Origin of the sequence: Erythrobacter litoralis HTCC2594, from assembly GCF_000013005.1 — a bacterium.
Classification (GTDB): domain Bacteria; phylum Pseudomonadota; class Alphaproteobacteria; order Sphingomonadales; family Sphingomonadaceae; genus Parerythrobacter; species Parerythrobacter litoralis_A.
In genome coordinates this window covers 949,914-967,684 of the sequence record NC_007722.1, presented here as the reverse complement: position 1 = coordinate 967,684, position 17,771 = coordinate 949,914, and the positions used below count along the sequence as shown (strand labels likewise).

Sequence of the window (17,771 nt, the reverse complement as noted above, 5' to 3'; positions counted from 1 at the left end):
CGGCTTGCGAGCGCGGTGCAAGGCGAGCGGCGGAAGGATACCTATGCAGGATCGACTAGAGGGTCGGTACGCCGCGTCATCTCGTCCCATAGGCCGGTGCCGCCCCATGCGAATGCCTGCCGTCCGAGCCGCGCGCTCCAATAGGCGTCATTGCCGCCTTCGCTGCGCCAGCCCATCATGCGGCGGGTCAGCTCGTGCAGCGGATAGTCCTGCGTAAAGCCGATTGCGCCGTGCACCTGGTGCGCCAAGGCCGAACCGGACTTGATGGCGATATTGGCGCGCAGCTTGGCCGCGCCGATCTCGAATGTCGCCTCACCGCCGATACCGAAGCGATCCAGCGCCGCTGCCGCGCCTTGCGCCGCGCAATTGACTGCCGCCGCTTCGATGGCGAGCAGCGCGATGCTCTGCTGGACAGACTGGAATTTCGACAGCGGTCGCCCGAACTGCTGGCGCTGGCCGGTATGATCGATGGCGAGTTCCAACGCCGCATCGAGCGCGCCCGCCGTCTGAAACACGCGCAGGAACGCGATCAAGGCCTGCAAGTCAGCGGTGAGGTTGAGGGGCTTGCTCTCAGTGATGGACAGCACATCGCGCGGCTCTCCGGCGGCGCTCGAGCCTTCGTCAAAGTCTCCGGTCGCGAGGGCAAGTGTCCCGCTATCGTCGACGACCACGCTGCCAGCCACCCTGCCCCACGGCACCGAAACGCCCGACTGGATCGCGACAAAGCTCTCGCTGTCCACGCCTGCCTCATGGAGCAAGTGCCGCGCCACGATATGCTCACCCAGGGGCGCTGCCAGCGCATGCTGGCCCGCCAGCCGCATGACCGCCGCGAGGTCGCCCCAGTCACCGCCGAAGCCGCCCTGCTCCTCCGGCAAAAGCAGCAGTCCGAACCCGGCCTCTTCCAATAGCGGCCACGCCTGATCGAAATCCTGCCCGCGCAGCTGCGCAAACAAGCCATCCGCCATTTCGGCGAGCTGGTCGCGGTTCTCGCTCATCTCAGGCCCAGTCCGCGCGCGATAATGCCGCGGAGGATTTCGCGTGTCCCGCCGCGTAGCGAGAAGCTGGGCGAGACTTGCAGCAAGGTCGCCAGCAGCTTTGCCAGCACGGTGTCGTCGGCGAGATCGGCATCGACGACGGCCTGGATCGCAAGCGGCAGTTCCTGCTCGAACGTATTGCCTAGGTCCTTGACGATGGAGGCTTCCACCGCCGGGTCCTCCCCGCCGGCCAGCTTGGCTGCGACCGACATCGACATCTGGCGCAACGTCCACATTTCGGAAACCAGCCTGCCGACGGTCGCCACCACTTCGGGAGGCGCATCGGGACCGGCGCTGTCGATCAGTTCGACCAGCAAGGCGTGGCTGGAGAGGTACCGTTCCGGCCCCGAGCGTTCGAGCGCCAATTCGGCGGTCGCCTGTTTCCACCCCTCTCCCTCGGCCCCCACCAACGCGCCATGTGGTATCTCGACGTCCTCGAAGAACACCTCGTTGAAATGATGCGTGCCGAACATGTCGATGATTGGGCGGATCGTCACGCCTGGCAAATCGAGATCGATCAGGAACTGGCTGAGGCCAGCCTGCCGCTCGCTTCCTTCCTCGCTGCGCACCAGCGCGAGCATGGCGTGGCTGATGTGCGCACCGGTGGTCCAGACCTTCTGGCCGTTGATGACCCAGCCGTTGTCAGTGCGCCGGGCGCTGGTGCGAACCGAAGCCAAGTCGGAGCCCGATCCCGGCTCGCTTAGCCCGATACAGGCGTACATCGTGCCCGCAGCGAAACCCGGCAGGTATTTCTCGCGCTGCCCTTCGGTGCCGTAGCGCAGCAGCAGCGGCCCCGTCTGGCGATCGGCGATCCAGTGCGCGCCCACGGGTGCGCCCGCTGCCAGCAATTCCTCCAGCACGATATAGCGCTCCAACGGTCCGCGTTCGTGACCGCCATAGTTCTCCGGCCACAGCATGCCGATATACCCGGCTGCACCCAGCGCTTTCGAAAACGCCGGATCGAACTCCGTCCAGCAATTGGCGCGGCGGACCGGATCGTCCTGCGGCTGGTGCTCGGCGAGGAAGGCGCGCAGGTCCTGTCGGATGGCTTGCGCGTTTTCCGCCGCTTCGAAAGGATGGACAGCAAAAGTCTGCACGGCGCGGTTGATGTGCCAATCGTTGGGCAAGAGCAAGGGGGCACAAAGGCTGGCCTGCGCGCGCCGCCGTGCTAGGGATGCGCGAAAGCTATAGGAGGAGAGGCCCGGTGGGCGATTTCGTGAAACTGGAAAAGCACGGCAAGGTCGCAGTGCTGACGCTCAATAGCCCGGAGACATTGAACGCCATCGGCACGCAGGAGGACTGCGAGGATGTGATCGCTGCGCTCCACGCCATTGGCGAAGATGCGGGCGTGTCGTGCGCAATCCTCACCGGCACCGGCAAGGGATTCTCCGCCGGCGGCAATATCAAGGCGATGAAGGAAAAGTCCGGCATCGGACCGCGCGAGAAACCAGACGAGACGCGCAGCAATTACCGCCGCGGCGTCCAGCGCATCACCCGCGCCTTCCTCGATTGCGAGGTCCCGCTGATCGCGGCGGTCAACGGTCATGCTGTGGGCCTCGGCTGCGACCTCGCCTGCCTGTGCGACATCCGCATCTCCGCAGAAAGCGCGAAATATTCCGCCAGCTTCATCAAGGTCGGGATCGTCCCCGGCGACGGCGGCGCATGGTCGCTCCAGCGCGTGGTCGGCTATTCTCAGGCGGCAGAGATGTTCTTGACCGGCGATCGCTATTCCGCCGAAGAGGCCAAGAGCTTCGGCCTTGTCAGCCGTGTCGTGCCCGACGACCAAATGCTCGACACCGCGATGGAGCTTGCCGAACGCATCGCCGCCAATCCGGCACGCTCACTGCGCCTGACCAAGCGCCTGCTCCGCGAAGCTCAGCATAGCCGCATGTCGGATATTCTCGAACTCAGCGCGGCCTATCAGGCCCTCGCCCACACGACCGACGACCACGGCGAAGCTGTCGACGCTTTCCTTGAAAAGCGCGAACCCAACTTCACTGGTGGCTAGCTGGTATCAGCAAGCCGTTTCGACACTCTGACACCAAGCATCAGGCACCGCGCCGGGAGACACAATGAGCGATCAATCCGAGTGGGTACAGCGGCCAGCGAGCGCGCTGAAGGGCACCAATTGCACGGCCGAGCAATATGAGAAAATGTATGCCAGCAGCCTGCAGGACAGTGATGCCTTCTGGGCCAAGCAGGCCGAGCGGATCGACTGGTTCCAGAAGCCGTCGAAGATTGCCAACTGGAGCTTCGACCCCGTCGATATCAAGTGGTTCGAAGACGGCACGCTCAACATTTGCCACAACGCCGTCGATAGGCATGTCGAGGCCGGCAATGGGGATCGGACAGCGATCATCTTCGAGCCAGACTCGCCCGATGGCGAAGTGCGCACGTTCAGCTACGCGGATGTCCAGCGCGAAGTCATCCGCATGGCCAACACGCTCAAGAAACTCGGCGTCGCCAAGGGCGATCGCGTCACGATCTACATGCCGATGGTGCCCGAAGGCGCCTTCGCGATGCTTGCCTGCGCGCGGATCGGGGCGATCCACTCGGTGATCTTCGGTGGCTTCTCTCCCGATGCCATCGCCGGACGGGTGGACGACTGCGAGAGCGACTGGATCGTCACTGCCGACGAGGGCCTGCGCGGGTCGAAGACTATCCCGCTCAAGGCCAATGTCGATTCGGCGCTGGAAAAAGTCTCCGCCAAGGGCGTGCTGGTGCTGCGTCATACCGGCGGCGACGTGTCGATGACCGATGGCCGCGACCATTGGTATCACGAGCTGTCCGCAGAGGTGTCCGATGAATGCCTGTGCGAGCCGATGAACGCCGAGGATCCGCTCTTCATCCTCTATACCTCAGGCTCGACCGGCAAACCCAAGGGCGTGCTGCACACCACCGGGGGCTATGCCGTCTGGACCGAGACCACCTTCCGCTACATCTTCGACTACCGCGACGGCGAGGTGTTCTGGTGCACCGCCGATATCGGCTGGGTCACCGGGCACAGTTATATCGTTTACGGCCCCCTGCAGAACGGCGCGACTGCGCTGATGTTCGAAGGCGTGCCGAACTACCCCGATCACGACCGCTTCTGGCAGGTTTGCGCCAAGCACAAGGTCAATATCTTCTACACCGCCCCGACCGCGATCCGCGCGCTGATGCGCGAAGGCGACCATCACGTCGAGAAGCACGACCTCTCATCATTGCGCCTGCTCGGCAGCGTCGGCGAACCAATCAATCCCGAGGCCTGGCGCTGGTATCACGAGACCGTCGGCAAAGAGAGAATTCCCATCATCGATACGTGGTGGCAGACCGAAACCGGCGGCTGCATGATCACCACCCTGCCCGCCGCGCACGATATGAAGCCGGGAAGCGCAGGCAAGCCATTCTTCGGCGTCCAGCCGCAACTGGTCGACAACGAAGGTGCTGAGCTGGAGGGCGCGGCCAGCGGGAACCTGTGCATCACGCATAGCTGGCCCGGCCAGGCGCGCACGGTCTATGGCGATCACGAGCGCTTCATCCAGACCTATTTCAGCACCTACCCGGGCAAGTACTTCACCGGCGACGGCTGCCGACGCGACGAGGACGGCTATTATTGGATCACCGGCCGCGTCGACGATGTTATCAACGTCTCCGGCCACCGCATGGGCACCGCCGAAGTCGAAAGCGCGCTTGTGCTGCATCCGAAGGTCAGCGAAGCGGCGGTCGTCGGCTTCCCGCACGATATCAAGGGCCAGGGCATCTATTGCTACGTCACCCTGATGGACGGAGTCGAGGAAAGCGACGAGCTGAGCGCCGAACTGCGCCAGTGGGTGCGCAAGGAAATCGGCCCGATCGCGACGCCAGACCACTTGCATTTCACGCCCGCCCTGCCCAAGACCCGCAGCGGCAAGATCATGCGCCGCATCCTGCGCAAGATCGGCGAGAACGAATTCGGATCGCTCGGCGACACTTCGACGCTGGCGGATCCGGGTGTCGTCGATGCGCTGATCGAGGGGCGGAAGAACCGGTAGCCAATTGAAAGGAGACCCGTTCGCTCTGAGCCTGTCGAAGGGCAGCCACAGCGTTGCAACTGCGGTTGGCCTGTGGCCAGCTCCGCTACCGACAGGCTCAGCCCGAACGGAGTTTGGAAATTTGCGCTAGTGACGCTGCGCCACACCCGCCCCTCGCGGGACACGGAGGTTTTCGACCAGCGCATCCACCACCGCCGGAGGTCTCTCGGTTACTTTCGCGACAGCAATCGCCACCGCGAAATTGATCAGCATGCCGACGACGCCAATCCCCTCGGGCGAAATGCCGAACAGCCAGTTCGCCGCGACATTCGCGTCGGGCTGCCATAGCTTGAAATAGGCGATGTAGAGGAAGGTAAAGGCCAGCCCGCTCACCATCCCGGCAATCGCGCCTTCGCGGTTCATGCGTTTGGTGAAGATGCCCATGAAGATCGCCGGGAACAGGCTCGCAGCGGCGAGACCGAAGGCGAAGGCCACCACCTGTGCAACCCAGCCGGGCGGATAGATGCCGAGATAGCCGGCCACCACGATCGCCGCCGTCGCCGCGATCCGTGCCGCCAGCAGCTCGCCCTTCTCCGAGATGCCGGGCCGGAAGGTCGATTTGAGCAAATCGTGGCTGACCGAGGACGAGATCACCAGCAGCAGGCCCGCCGCTGTGGACAGCGCCGCGGCCAGCCCGCCCGCCGCCACCAGCGCAATCACCCAACCGGGCAAATTGCCGATCTCGGGATTGGCGAGCACCATGATGTCGCGATCGACATAGACCTCGTTTGCGCTGTCGGTGACCGGGTCGTTAATGACGATGCGTTCGCCCGAGGGGCCGCTGCCCTCACCGAACTCCGGCGCACCCGAGAACGGATCGCCCGCGCGGTATTGCATCACGCCGTCGCCGTTCTTGTCCTGAAAGGCGATGAGGCCGTTGCTCTCCCAGTTCCTGAACCAAGCCGGTGCCTCGACATAGCTTGTCTCGTTCACCGTATCGATGAAGTTGAGCCGCGCGAAGGCGCCGACGGCGGGTGCGGTGGTGTAAAGCAATGCGATGAAGACCAGCGCCCAGCCCGCCGACTTGCGCGCGTCCGACGCCTTGGGGACAGTGAAGAAGCGCACGATCACATGCGGCAGGCCGGCGGTGCCGACCATCAGCGCGAGCGTGATGCAGAACACGTCGATCGTGCTCTTGGAGCCATCGGTGTAGGCTCCGAATCCAAGATCGCCGAGCACGAGGTTCAGCTTCTCCAAGACGTATAGGCCGGAGCCGTCGTTGACCTGGCTACCGAGCCCGAATTGCGGGACCGGGTTGCCCGTGATCATGAAGCTCAGGAAAAACGCGGGCACCATATAGGCGAAGATCAGCACGCAATATTGCGCCACCTGCGTGTAGGTGATGCCCTTCATCCCGCCCAGCACGGCATAGACGAAGACGATCGCCATGCCGATGATGACGCCCAGCGTGATATCGACATCGAGGAAACGCGAGAACACGATCCCCACTCCGCGCATCTGACCGGCAATATAGGTGAAGCTGATGAAGATCAGGCAGATCACCGCGACAACCCGCGCGGTCTTGGAATAATACCGCGTCCCGATGAAAGCGGGCACGGTGAACTGCCCGAACTTGCGCAGATAAGGCGCGAGCAGCAGCGCCAACAGCACATAGCCGCCGGTCCAACCCATCAGGTAGACGCTCGCATCATAGCCGAGGAAGGCGATCAGGCCGGCCATCGAAATGAAGCTCGCCGCGCTCATCCAGTCGGCCGCGGTCGCCATCCCGTTGACGACCGGGTTCACACCCCCGCCCGCGACATAGAAATCGCTGGTCGAACTCGCCCGGCTCCAGATCGCGATACCGATATAGAGCGCAAAGCTCGCGCCCACGAAGAGGTAGATCAGGGTCTGCGTTTCCATGCCGCGTCAGCCCGGCGGTCCCGGCGGATCGACATCGTCGTCGTCCAATTGATAGCGCCGCTCGATCCGGTGGATGCGCCAGTTGTAGATGACGATCAGCAGGATGAAGAGGTAGATCGAGCCCTGCTGCGCAAACCAGAACCCGAGCGGATAACCACCGATGCTGAACCGGTCGAGAAAGTCGCGAAACAGGATGCCTGCTCCGAACGACACCGCGAACCAGACAACCAGCAAGCCGCCGAGCAGGCGCAAATTGGCCCGCCAGTAAGCCGATGCACCGCCGGTACCCGCTGCACCTGTTTCGTTTTCCGCCATCCACGCCCCTCCCGCCTGGCATAGTCCACACGCGCCGCCGCTATGGCAAGCGTGCACGAATGATTTGCGTGGAAATTGGTAGCGGAGGAGGGAAATATAGGGAGCGTATAACATGCTGATTTACCTAATCAACTTTTTGAATCACCTCGCAAATACCCCCATCAATACCCCCAGAATCGGACAGATGAGATAAAGCGCCTTTGGCAAACGATGACATGTTATTCGTAGTGACAGGTGAAAGGAGCGTCGGCCGTTTTCGGGCCGATCAGAAGGCGAAACGCCAGGTCATGAACCATCCGCCCGATCGTACAGCGAGGACATGTCATGGTCTGGCATGGACGGCATATTGTGGCCCGCATGCGGATCGGGTGTGTCGCTAGGCTTCGCATTCATCGGCGGGGGAGTGGCCGCAGTAGACGGCGCTACTACCGGAGTGCTCGCCGGTCGGTCTGGTTGCCTACCGGCAGTCACAGCTTCATCCGACCGGTTCGTGTTGGCCTCTCCAGCGGGAGAGGCAGCGTTGTCTCTTTCGCCTTCGCCAGGACCTGTGCTCTCGGTCGGCGGGGCCGTATACAGTGGCAAGGCTTCAGCTTCTGATGAAGTGTCCTGCGTCTGATCACATGCAGCGAGCCCTAGCCCCAGTGCCGCCGCAGCAAGGGGGGCAACAAACCCGTTCCGATTCGATCTGCGCATCATTCTATCCTTCAAAGCCAGGAGATACCAAGATGATTGGCACCGTGCGCAAGCTCGCCGCCCAGAAATCCCTGCACCAGCACTAGAGCGGCCATGGCAAAGATTGCGGCGCGAAGCGCGGTCCGGCTCGCGGAAGCACGGCTCGCCAGATAGGCCATCGCCAGACCGAGGACCGCGATCAGCATCCCGTTCCATCGATGGACCTGCATGACGGCATCGCCGCCGAACCAAAGGCCGGTGTGGATCCATCCGAACAGGACTGCGACGACTGCGCCGATTGCTCCGCCGTGGACGAGTACGCGCACCGCGCTCTCAAGCCCTGCATCTTTCCGGCGCATGACGAACAACTCGGTGGCAGCAGCCATGAGAAACAGGGCGATCGGGAAGTGGATGGTCGCCGGATGCAGTTTTTTCAGGACGGCGATGACGCCGGAATCGCCCTCATCAGCTTGGCCACCAGCCTCGTCATGGCCTCCACTTGCTTCGTCGTGCGCGGCTGAGGGCTCGCCGACCGCTCCGCCGTCGCCCATCTGCTCCATGGCCGCATGGTCATGCGCATCGCCATTCGCGGCGGCAGGCGCGGCGCTCGTCTCTTCGCCATGCTTTTCGTCGCCATGAGCCTGAACTGGTCCGACGAAGAGCAAGCTGGCAGCTACAATAGCCATGAATTGTATTCGTTTCATTCTCTACGGGCTCCGGTCTTGGCGATGGTCGTGCAACCTATTGTGTCTGTAAGGCTCTGCGAACCTTCATCTCTTGCGGTGATAGAGCGCGGCGCTCGTCCACGCGTGAGGGTTCAAATTTTACTCACGAGATGGTCGGGCCTCCTGCCTTGCACCGCGCCCTGGTAAGAGTGTGGCCAGGCTCAGGCACAAAGCGAGAGCCCGGCCACAGCCTCCTAATCGTCTTGCGCCATGTTCTCGTGAGCCGCCATCTGCTCCATCATGTCATGCATCATCATCATGTGCTGGTGACAGGCCGCCATCATATCGGCGTTGTCCCCCTGCATCATGCCCGCCATGTGTTCCTGCATTTTTGCACGATGTTCGGCCATAAGCCTTTGGCGTTCGGCAGGATCGCTCGCCGCGTGGGCCTGCTGCATCAGCGCGCGCATTTCAGCCATCTTCTCGCGGTGGGCCGTCATGGCCGCCGAATCCTGCATCATATGGCCAGCGTGTGACTGCTGCTGCGCCGCCGCTTGATCCCCGTGGTCATGCTGTTGCCGGGCCATTGCCGGGGTGGTTGCCAGGCCGGTGGCGAGCGCGAAAGCTAGAACTGTCAGTTTCATGGTCGATTTCCTTTCGTCGGTCTTGCGGTGGATGCTGTGTGCATTCATCCTCTTTACGCAGCCGCCATCTCTTCCCCTCAAACAATCCGCAGCAGCGGTGGGGCTGGTGGGCCGAAGCACGGCCGGTTGCAGCGGTGCTGTTTTTCGGCCACCTTTTTGAGAGAAGCCGATAACGACGAATGGGGAGTATCATGGTGCCAGCAGAGCCGTCGGAGAAGCAGTCGTGAGCACGGTCAATGAGAACGGCAGCTGGGATATCCCGGAGCCCGATCATGCCGAGCTGGTGCAAATGCGCATTCGCCTCATAACTCTCGAGAACATAGTTCTCGGCCTTTTGTCCGGGGCGAGCGATGAACAGATCGAACAGATCAGGAAACGAGCGGACATGATCGAACCGCGCCCTGAGGCGAGCCGACATCCGCTTACCGAACTGGCAGCAGGTGACATGCGGAAATTTCTCGAACGCGCTGCTCGCATGGCCAAGACCGAGAGCCGCGAAGACCGTGACTGATCCAGGCTTTGGGGCAGCAAAGGCGTTATGCAGGACGTGGGACTCCGGCCCGCTGCTATTTCCTTGCGCACATCATTCCGGCGTATCCGAAGCATGACCAGGACCCATTGGCTGATCTTTGTTTGCGGGAGCCTGATCGCGTTCGTCTGGGAGATTTTCCAGATGCCATTCTTCGAGCCGGGTGATCTCGAACCCTTCGAGCGGACCATTCGCTGCGGCATTGCAAGCCTGGGCGATGGCGTGATCCTGCTGACAGGTTATAGCCTTGCAGCATTACGTGGCGGGCACGCATGGCTCTGGCAAGCCGCCAAAATGCCCTATGCGGTCTATTTCGGCTTCGGGCTTGTCGTCGCAATCGCCGTCGAAATGATCGCCACATCGCTTCCGGCAAACAGTTTCCTGAGCTGGCGCTACAGCGAGTTGATGCCGCACGAGCCAGTGACGGGACTAGCGCTGATCCCGATCGCGATGTGGACGGTCGTGCCGGCGCTAACGATCCTTCTGGTCCGCTTTGCCCGAGCCGAACCTGATTAAACTGGGAGCGGCTTCAGGGTGCATTCGGCACATGTTTCGCCCGCCGCCTGATCCTGGGAAACCGGTTCGCAAGCAGGACAAAGCCCGAAACCGCGATAATCGTCCCGCCGATCCCGAACAGTAGCAGCCACCAGCTGTTGATGCGGTCGCGCTGCGTCCAGTCCATGATATGCAGCCCCCAGATAAAATCGAACAGGCGCCAGGTGTCGCTGCGGGCAGCGAGCACCGAGCCACTCGATGCATCGATGTAGACGCGGGTATTGTCCTCATCGCCGTAGGTGATCTGCCACGCCGGAAACGGACCCCGGAATTCGGTCCCGACAGCGTCTTCGATGAGGCGTGTGGTCGCTATGGTGGTCGATGGCCCGGTCCAGGCACGTCGGGCGATGGCCCGTGCACTCGCGGCGGGAAGGGGCGAGAGGAGCATCCCGCTATCCGGGTCGCGGAGCGTGACGCTTCCATCGTCCCGGCGGACCTCGGTTACTGCCCTGCCGCCGACCGCGCGCGTCGCAAGGGAAACCACCCCCTCGCTGCTATCGAGCCATTGGGGCATGACAGCATCAGCGGGCAGGACCTCCGGCGCGCGCGAAACGACATGTTCGGACCGAACCTCTTCGATGTCGAGAAACGACATCAGCGCCCCGGTGATCATCCACAGGAGCACCTGGACGCCGACAAAGATCGCCAGCCATTTGTGAAGCTTGCTGCCCAGCACATGAAGACGCAGCTTGAAAGAGCGTAACGCCAATCGGTGTTCCCCCGATCAAATCAGTTGTTACGCGGTGCGCGTGACGATGAATGGTACTGAACGATCTTCCAGCCATCTGCATCATGAGCGAGGACCGAGGTCGCAACCCCTTCGCGGTCGATTACGCGGCCGTCGGCCAGTTCGATCCGATAGGTGTACGTTTCGCGGCCATAAGCCATATGTCCCATCCGGGTGACTGCGAGCGTCGGTTCGCCGAAGGTGAAGCTGGTTATTGCATCGAGTTCCGGTCCCAGGTGATGCTCCATGTAATGCGTGAAGCTGCCTTCCGCCTTGCCGTTTTCGTAAACGAAGGATTCCTCGGCAAACAGCGCGGCCATGGCCTCTGCATCGCGCGACGTCAGGGCATCGCGATATGATGTCAGAACCGCTTCTGCCCCAGCGACGTCGTCGTTCATCGCAGCCATATGCTCGGCATGGTTCATGCCCTGCTCCGTATGGTCCATCGGCGTTGATACCGAATGTTCCGAATGCGCCGAATGGTCCATGGATTGTGCCAGGGCGGGAGTGCCCCCTGCAGCCAAGGCCAGGGCGACCGCGCTTAGGGATAGTCTTGTCCTCATTGTATATTTCCTTCTCTTAAAACCAGAATCGAATTCCCACGACGTAATTCGTCACGCTAGAGTCTTCCCCTGCGGCGCGGGCATAATCGGCGCTGTCACCGATCCGCCATTCCTGGGATACGCCAACATAGGGCGCGAATTCGCGTGCGAACTCGTAGCGAAGACGCAGACCTGCCTCGATCCGGTCGAGGCCAGCGCCAATGCCGAGTTCGGGAATATCCTGCACCGAAAGTGCGATTTCGGCACGCGGCTGGAGGATCAGCCGCTGCGTGATGCGCTGATCAAGCTCGCCCTCAAAACGCGCCGTCACATTGCCTTTGTTCGATACGAACGCTGCAACGTCTACCTCGAACTGGTAGGGAGCAATGCCCTGTATTCCAATGACCGCATGGGTGCGCTCGGGCCCTGTCAGATCCTGGCGGACACCGGCTTGGAAATCGAAGAAGGGAGCGATCGCCCGGCTCCAGAGCGCCTGGACTTCGGCGCCCTCGACAGGCTCACCGAAGCTGCCTTCACCCTCGGACTTGAACCAGAACTTGTCGATATCACCGCCATAATAGCCCTGGATATCCCAAAGATATCCATCCGCTCCCTCGCGGGCGCGGTATTCGAGCCGGTCGCCCTGAAACCAGAAGCGCATCCCGCCGTCGGTCTCGCGTACAAGTTCGCGCCGCGCTTCGTTCATGGCTTCCTCGCCCCAGATCGCAACCGCCGCGCGCGCGGGACCGCTCCCGGCTTCGGGAGGAGGCGGCAGCAGCGGGATATCGTCGTTCGAGCCCATCTGCATCCACGAATGGTCCATGCCCTGCATGTCCTGCGATCCCGTCTGCCCGTGGTTCATCTGGCTGTGATCCATCTGCCCATGGTCTGTCGACGAGCTGCTGGCTTCCGCCTGCCCCATGTCGCCGTGATTCATCTGCGAATGATCCATCGTCGAATGGTCCATCGCAGCTTCAGGCTGGGCAGTACGTTCGCACGCCCCCTCTGTTACCGGATGCCCCATCGCACGATGGCGCGCGGCTTCCTCCTCGCACTTTACCTTGGCGTCAGCCTGCGCCTCGGCGCTCTGCTGCGGCTCCGCCGGCGAGTGACCGGCATGCTGGGCTGCGGCGGGCGAAGCGAGGACTGCACCTGCTGCGACGGAGGCGAAGAAGCTGAAATTGAAAGTCTTCATGCTTCGCTCCCGTCCGGATTGGCAACCGTGACAATCTGAAACATCCCGGCATGCATGTGGTAGAGAAGGTGGCAGTGGAAGGCCCAGTCGCCCGGCTCGTCCGCCGTCAGGTCGAACTGCGCGCTGCCACCCGGCTGCAGGATAACTGTGTGCTTGAGCGGTTGACGGTCGGCCGGGGCGCCATTGACCAGCTCGAAGAAGTGCCCGTGCAGATGGATCGGGTGCGCCATCATCGTGTCGTTGATGAGCTTCACGCGCACGCGTTCGTTATAGGCGAACCGGATCGGCTCGTCGGAGACGGCGGAAAACTTCTTGCCGTCAAACGACCACATGTAGCGTTCCATGTTCCCGGTGAGATGGATTTCCATCCGCCGCGAGGGAGTCCGGCCCTCCCGATGAGGTGTCAGCGAGCGGAGCTTGCGATAGTCGAGCGTGCGGTGAGGGACATCGGCGAGGCCGATGCCGGGATCGCCCATTCGGTCGACCGGGTTCATCGAGACCATGTCTAGCCCGGGTCCGACCTTCACATCGGGAGGCAAGCGCGAGATATCACGCATCTGCATGCCTCCCGCCATTCCGGCCATGCCCGCCATATCCGAATCGCCGGACGAACCATGGTCCATTCCCGCCATGTCACCGCCACTGCTGTGGTCCATTCCGGTCTTGCCGGCATCGCCGCCGGAGCCATGGTCCATGCCGCTCATGCCCATATCGGCCATGGTCAGCAGCGGGGGATCGCGCAGCGGAGGTATGGCGGCGCGCGCGCCGGGTGTGCTCGCAAGTGTGGCAATACCCATGCCGGAGCGGTCCATGGACTCTGCCACCAGCGTGTAAGCCTGTTGCTCGCCCGGCGTCACGACGACATCGTAGGTTTCGGCAACGCCGATCTGGAACTCGTCGACCTCGACCGGTTCGACATCCTTCCCGTCCGCCTGCACGACAGTCATCGGTAAGCCGGGAATACGGATATTGAAAAAGGTCATGGCTCCGGCATTGATGAAGCGCAGGCGTACGCGCTCGCCGGGGCGGAAGAGATATTCCAGGTTGTCGAGCGGGCCGTGACCATTGAGGAGGTAAGTGTAGGCAGCGCTCGACACATCGAGGATGTCGGTCGGCATCATGCGCATCCTCGCCCACATCCGGCGGTCCCCGCCCGAAAGCGGATAATCGTCGGTCCAGGTGTTCTGGTTGTAGTTGAAGTAGCCTTCGCCCTTCTTGAGCTTGTCGAAGATCGTGTGGGGCGACATATCGCTGAATTCGCTCAGCACCACGATATATTCGCGGTCGGCCTGCACCGGATCGGGTCCGGCGGGATCGACCACGATAGCGCCGTAGTGCCCGGCCTGTTCCTGCAACCCGCTATGCGAGTGCCACCAATAAGTTCCTGCCTGCCGCACGGGAAATTCCGCTGTGAATGTCTCGCCTGGTTTGACGCCGGGAAAGCTCACGCCGGGTACACCGTCCAGTTGGAACGGCACGAGCAGACCGTGCCAGTGAATTGAGGTATCTTCCTCGAGCTGATTATGAACGTTCAACCGCACGGTCGTGCCCTCTTGCAAACGCAACAGCGGACCGGGGATCGTGCCGTTGACGGCGATGGCGCCGCCGCGCCTGTTACCCGTCGCGAAGGCAGAACGTGCGACAGTGAGGTCGATATTCGGCCCCGCTACCTCGTCCAGTCCTTTCCTAGCGTTACCCGCCAGGATGTCCGCGCCGCGCGCCCAGGCCGGCATGGCACCGGAGAGGCCAAGCAGGCCCAGCCCGCTAGCACTTGTTCCAAGGAATTTTCGGCGATTGAGGGCAGGCATAGGGGGCTCCTGAAAATGCGTATACCGTCACATACGCGGCCACCTGCCCTACCCCTCAAACTTTTCGAACCGCTCCTTCAGCCGGTTGCGCGCACGATAGATGCGCGTCTCGACGGCTTTCTCGGTGGTGCCGAGCAGCTCGGCAGCCTCGGCCTGGCTGTACCCCTCGACAGTGACCAGCACGAGCGCCTCTTGTAGGCGCACCGGCAAGCGCCCGATTTCGGCCTGGACCAGCCGCAGCTGTTCGCGGGCTCCGGCAACATTTTCGGGATTAGGAGCATCGTCGGCAACGGCGTCGGCTTCCCGCCCATCCGGCAAACCAAGGAAGCCAATAACTTTCCTGCGGCGGAGCCTGTCGCGGCACCGGTTGAGAACGATTGTCGTCAAATAGGGACCGATGGGCTTGCTCGGATCGAGGCGATGACGAGTCAGCCAGACCGACGCGAGACCGTCCTGAACGACATCTTCGGCCCGCGATGGTGAACCCAGCATGCGCGTGGCAAGCGCAATCAACCGGGCGATCTCGCTCTCGACGAGAGCTGTGAACGCCCGCTTGTCACCGGCTATCGCCCGCCCGATCAGAGCTTCATTCGAAGTGTCATCCACCGCTGCCAAGGCTGGTCAGTCACGCGGATCGCGCGTGAGGGCCGCGGACACTTTCCGGTCGAACTGGAGCTGCTGATCGGGATCGAGAATTTCCCGCATGTCGAAGACGTGGCGCACGGTCGCTTTTTGCAAATCGCCCATGCGCGCATGCACCTCGTCGATCGCGGCACTGACTTCGGGCCCGTATTCGTGCTCGGTTTCCATTGCCTGGGCGAGCTGGGCGTTGGCTGCGCGCGCAGAGGCTTCGAGCCTTGCCTGTTCTACCGCGAAACGCGCTTCGAGCGCATCGAGCCGCTGCTCCTGGTCAGCCGTGAGCGACAGCTCATCGTGCACGAACTGGTGCAGGCTGCCCTCGGCATCGTTGTTGGCCCAGCGATCGGCGGCAAAAGCTCCGAGACATCCTGCGAGCGCCGCCAGCAGGACCGCCAGGACAAGGTGAAACTTCTTCAACGCCTATGACCCCACATGAAGCAAAGCAGCGGGTGACAGGGATTCTCCGCCAACGAGGCTCTCGCCAACAATTTCTGTAGGAGCGCCATATTCGGAAGGCCATCCGCTGGTCCCTGCGCCAGCTGCCAGCCCGACGACAAACAGACCGGCGAACAAGGCCATTCTGCGTCGCTGATCGGCAATTTCGCCAAGCTGTCCCGCGCGCTGCCAGACGCCGTTCATGAAGTCGGGCGGCACGTCGCCAGCCTTCTGCGAGGCCATGGTGCCGAGCATCGCATCGAGTGTCTGATTTTCACGCATCCCTTGCTCCTGTCGGTTGCACGGTTCCTATACGCGACACTTCGCGCAAACCCTCAAGTTTCTTTTTTGAGGGCTGCGGGTTGGCGACGCGTAAGAGGAGATAACTGTAGCAACAGCGGTATGTACCAGCGTCGAATGGGAGCCATGGCATGAAAAGCGCGGCAGTTCCGTCAAAAGAACGCGAGTTCACTCCGCCGCTGGGCAAAAGCTGGCTCACGCCGTTCTATGACCGCGCGATCGCAATCTTTACGCGCGAGAGCCGGTGGCGCCGCGCGATCGTCGAAGAGGCCGTATTGGTGCCGGGCGACAAGGTCATCGATGTCGGGTGCGGCACCGGGACCTTGCTCAGAGCGCTGATGGCCAGCTGTCCCGAAGCCGGCTTCATCGGCGTTGAGCCAGACCCCGCCGCGCTGGCGATCGCGCAGCGCAAATTCGGTGCCGGAGTCGATATGGTCCGGTGGCACAACGGCTTTCTTGACAGTCTCGAGCTTTCCGACGGCTGGCAACCAGATAAGATCGTCAGCAGTCTCGTCCTTCACCAGGTGCCCGTTTCGCAAAAACGCGCGATCCTCGAGCAGATCGAGAACCTTCTGGCCCCCGGGGGCATGGCGCTGATTGCCGACTATATGGGGCAGGATGCTCCAGTCATGCGCGCGCTGTTCCGTTCGAGCGTTCAGCTTCTCGACGGCGTGAAGGACACCCAGCCGAGCGCCGACGGAGCCGTCGAGAAATTGCTCGCCGAGATTTTCGCAGACGCCGAATTGCTCGATCGTATCCATACCGCGACCGGAACCATTTCTCTCTGGCGCGGCATCAAGAAAGGCAATGTCCAATGAACCTCACGAAAGATTCGAGACCGCTACGCCGTTCGCTGGCGGCCTCGCTCCTCCTCGCCCTTGCAGCCTGCTCGAATGCAGCGCAGGCCGCGACCTACACGATGTTCCGCGACGCAGGATGCGGCTGCTGTCTCAGCTGGGCCGGTCACGTCGAACATGGGCTCGAAGCAGAGGTCGCCTCGGTCGACACCGACGACATGGCTGCGCTCAAGACAGCCAAGGGTGTGCCACAGGATCTGTGGTCGTGTCACACGATGGAAGTCGATGGCTATATCATCGAAGGCCACGTGCCGGCCGATGCCGTCGCGAAGCTATTGCGCGAACGCCCCGAAGGCGTTGCTGGCCTGGCTGTGCCCGGAATGCCGCTTGGCTCGCCCGGAATGGAAGTCGGAGAGCAGGTGCAGCCCTATGATGTCATCGCCTTCGGCCCAGGCGGGCGGAGCGTGTTCGCATCCTACCCGTGACTATGGACAAGCCATTTTCGCGCCAACTCTAACGGAGGACCATCATGTCGGACTATTCGGTCAAAACCTCAATACTGATATGGGGCTGGACACTCAGCCTCTTCCTGCTTTTCAGCTACCTGATCTGCATCGGTTTCGGCCTGCTCGCGCTCGAACAGGCGCACATGCACGAAGCGTGGGCGCCGCTGCTTCCCGGGTTCGAATGGCTGACCATCTCGGGCTTTCTGGCAGGCGCTCTCGGCAGCTTTTTGTACGGTTGGTACATCGCGATCATTGGGGTGCCAATGCTGCGATTTTTCCGGAACCGATTCAGGACGTAGCAGATCGGCGGCGATGGCCGCTTGCCTTGAAACTCGCGGAGCGTTTTTCGGTCGCGCAGGCAGTCCGCTTTAGGCCGCAATTTGCTCGAGCGCCCCGAGCAAAACGCAACTCTCCGGCTTTGTCCTGAAAGTTTTTTGAGGGACGCGGCAAGGGCGAACGTACTGGTCGACATAATCTTTCTTTCACGGGAGAC

20 protein-coding genes are annotated in these 17,771 nt (G+C 62.2%); 7 read left to right on the top strand and 13 right to left on the bottom strand.

All coding sequences use genetic code 11. From position 1 onward, the window contains the following. Window positions 1-41: 41 nt before the first annotated feature. Window positions 42-995 carry an acyl-CoA dehydrogenase family protein gene (locus EL2594_RS04620; RefSeq protein WP_011413863.1) on the bottom strand — a complete coding sequence of 318 codons (954 nt, stop codon included), beginning with the start codon at window positions 993-995 and terminating at the stop codon, window positions 42-44. Continuing rightward, window positions 992-2,131 (bottom strand): acyl-CoA dehydrogenase family protein, encoded by a 1,140-nt coding sequence (locus EL2594_RS04615; protein WP_155805969.1) that lies wholly within the window; start codon window positions 2,129-2,131, stop codon window positions 992-994. Before EL2594_RS04615 ends, EL2594_RS04620 begins: the two co-directional genes overlap by 4 nt. Before the next feature lie 107 nt (window positions 2,132-2,238). On the opposite strand from EL2594_RS04615, the gene EL2594_RS04610 reads away from it, so the two are divergent. Then, the gene (locus tag EL2594_RS04610; protein ID WP_011413861.1) at window positions 2,239-3,042 is read left to right on the top strand and encodes a crotonase/enoyl-CoA hydratase family protein; all 804 of its coding nucleotides are present in this window, start codon (window positions 2,239-2,241) and stop codon (window positions 3,040-3,042) included. 64 nt (window positions 3,043-3,106) lie between these two features. Further along, on the top strand, window positions 3,107-5,047 hold the full coding sequence (acs, locus tag EL2594_RS04605; RefSeq protein WP_011413860.1) for an acetate--CoA ligase: 1,941 nt from the start codon (window positions 3,107-3,109) through the stop codon (window positions 5,045-5,047). 126 nt (window positions 5,048-5,173) lie between these two features. Here the strand turns inward: acs and EL2594_RS04600 are convergent, their stop codons facing one another. The 4 genes from EL2594_RS04600 to EL2594_RS04585 form a co-directional block, all read right to left on the bottom strand. Continuing rightward, entirely contained in the window at window positions 5,174-6,949 is a 1,776-nt protein-coding gene (locus EL2594_RS04600; protein ID WP_011413859.1) for a sodium:solute symporter family protein, read from the bottom strand. A 6-nt stretch (window positions 6,950-6,955) separates the two neighbouring features. Continuing rightward, on the bottom strand, window positions 6,956-7,264 hold the full coding sequence (locus tag EL2594_RS04595) for a DUF4212 domain-containing protein (RefSeq protein WP_011413858.1): 309 nt from the start codon (window positions 7,262-7,264) through the stop codon (window positions 6,956-6,958). 704 nt (window positions 7,265-7,968) lie between these two features. Further along, window positions 7,969-8,622 carry a DUF2231 domain-containing protein gene (locus EL2594_RS04590; RefSeq protein ID WP_011413857.1) on the bottom strand — a complete coding sequence of 218 codons (654 nt, stop codon included), beginning with the start codon at window positions 8,620-8,622 and terminating at the stop codon, window positions 7,969-7,971. Window positions 8,623-8,855: 233 nt separating this feature from the next. Beyond that, window positions 8,856-9,245, bottom strand: coding sequence for a hypothetical protein (locus EL2594_RS04585; protein WP_232725746.1), 390 nt, complete (start codon window positions 9,243-9,245; stop codon window positions 8,856-8,858). Between the two features lie 223 nt (window positions 9,246-9,468). On the opposite strand from EL2594_RS04585, the gene EL2594_RS04580 reads away from it, so the two are divergent. Continuing rightward, on the top strand, window positions 9,469-9,756 hold the full coding sequence (locus EL2594_RS04580) for a hypothetical protein (RefSeq protein WP_011413855.1): 288 nt from the start codon (window positions 9,469-9,471) through the stop codon (window positions 9,754-9,756). A 93-nt stretch (window positions 9,757-9,849) separates the two neighbouring features. After that, window positions 9,850-10,290 (top strand): hypothetical protein, encoded by a 441-nt coding sequence (locus tag EL2594_RS04575; protein ID WP_011413854.1) that lies wholly within the window; start codon window positions 9,850-9,852, stop codon window positions 10,288-10,290. Window positions 10,291-10,303: 13 nt separating this feature from the next. Here EL2594_RS04575 and EL2594_RS04570 read toward each other — a convergent pair whose 3' ends face one another. The 7 genes from EL2594_RS04570 to EL2594_RS04540 all read right to left on the bottom strand — a co-directional run bounded on the left by EL2594_RS04570 (window position 10,304) and on the right by EL2594_RS04540 (window position 15,957). Further along, a complete protein-coding gene (locus EL2594_RS04570) occupies window positions 10,304-11,038 on the bottom strand; it encodes a PepSY domain-containing protein (RefSeq protein ID WP_233994312.1) in 735 nt (244 codons plus the stop codon). A 20-nt stretch (window positions 11,039-11,058) separates the two neighbouring features. Then, the gene (locus EL2594_RS04565) at window positions 11,059-11,502 is read right to left on the bottom strand and encodes a YybH family protein (protein ID WP_233994311.1); all 444 of its coding nucleotides are present in this window, start codon (window positions 11,500-11,502) and stop codon (window positions 11,059-11,061) included. Window positions 11,503-11,635: 133 nt separating this feature from the next. Then, a complete protein-coding gene (locus tag EL2594_RS04560; protein ID WP_011413853.1) occupies window positions 11,636-12,793 on the bottom strand; it encodes a copper resistance protein B in 1,158 nt (385 codons plus the stop codon). Beyond that, the gene (locus EL2594_RS04555) at window positions 12,790-14,601 is read right to left on the bottom strand and encodes a copper resistance system multicopper oxidase (RefSeq protein WP_041685072.1); all 1,812 of its coding nucleotides are present in this window, start codon (window positions 14,599-14,601) and stop codon (window positions 12,790-12,792) included. Before EL2594_RS04555 ends, EL2594_RS04560 begins: the two co-directional genes overlap by 4 nt. A 48-nt stretch (window positions 14,602-14,649) precedes the next feature. Continuing rightward, window positions 14,650-15,207 carry an RNA polymerase sigma factor gene (locus EL2594_RS04550; RefSeq protein ID WP_011413851.1) on the bottom strand — a complete coding sequence of 186 codons (558 nt, stop codon included), beginning with the start codon at window positions 15,205-15,207 and terminating at the stop codon, window positions 14,650-14,652. A 15-nt stretch (window positions 15,208-15,222) separates the two neighbouring features. After that, on the bottom strand, window positions 15,223-15,657 hold the full coding sequence (locus tag EL2594_RS04545) for a periplasmic heavy metal sensor (RefSeq protein WP_011413850.1): 435 nt from the start codon (window positions 15,655-15,657) through the stop codon (window positions 15,223-15,225). 3 nt (window positions 15,658-15,660) lie between these two features. After that, the gene (locus EL2594_RS04540) at window positions 15,661-15,957 is read right to left on the bottom strand and encodes a hypothetical protein (protein ID WP_011413849.1); all 297 of its coding nucleotides are present in this window, start codon (window positions 15,955-15,957) and stop codon (window positions 15,661-15,663) included. Between the two features lie 149 nt (window positions 15,958-16,106). Between EL2594_RS04540 and EL2594_RS04535 the strand changes: the two genes are divergently transcribed. From EL2594_RS04535 to EL2594_RS04525, 3 genes are read left to right on the top strand one after another with little or no spacing between them, the layout of a single operon-like run. Continuing rightward, a complete protein-coding gene (locus EL2594_RS04535; RefSeq protein ID WP_011413848.1) occupies window positions 16,107-16,793 on the top strand; it encodes a class I SAM-dependent methyltransferase in 687 nt (228 codons plus the stop codon). Beyond that, the gene (locus EL2594_RS04530; protein WP_011413847.1) at window positions 16,790-17,257 is read left to right on the top strand and encodes a DUF411 domain-containing protein; all 468 of its coding nucleotides are present in this window, start codon (window positions 16,790-16,792) and stop codon (window positions 17,255-17,257) included. Before EL2594_RS04535 ends, EL2594_RS04530 begins: the two co-directional genes overlap by 4 nt. Window positions 17,258-17,301: 44 nt before the next feature. Next, window positions 17,302-17,577 carry a hypothetical protein gene (locus tag EL2594_RS04525; RefSeq protein ID WP_011413846.1) on the top strand — a complete coding sequence of 92 codons (276 nt, stop codon included), beginning with the start codon at window positions 17,302-17,304 and terminating at the stop codon, window positions 17,575-17,577. Window positions 17,578-17,771 lie beyond the last annotated feature (194 nt).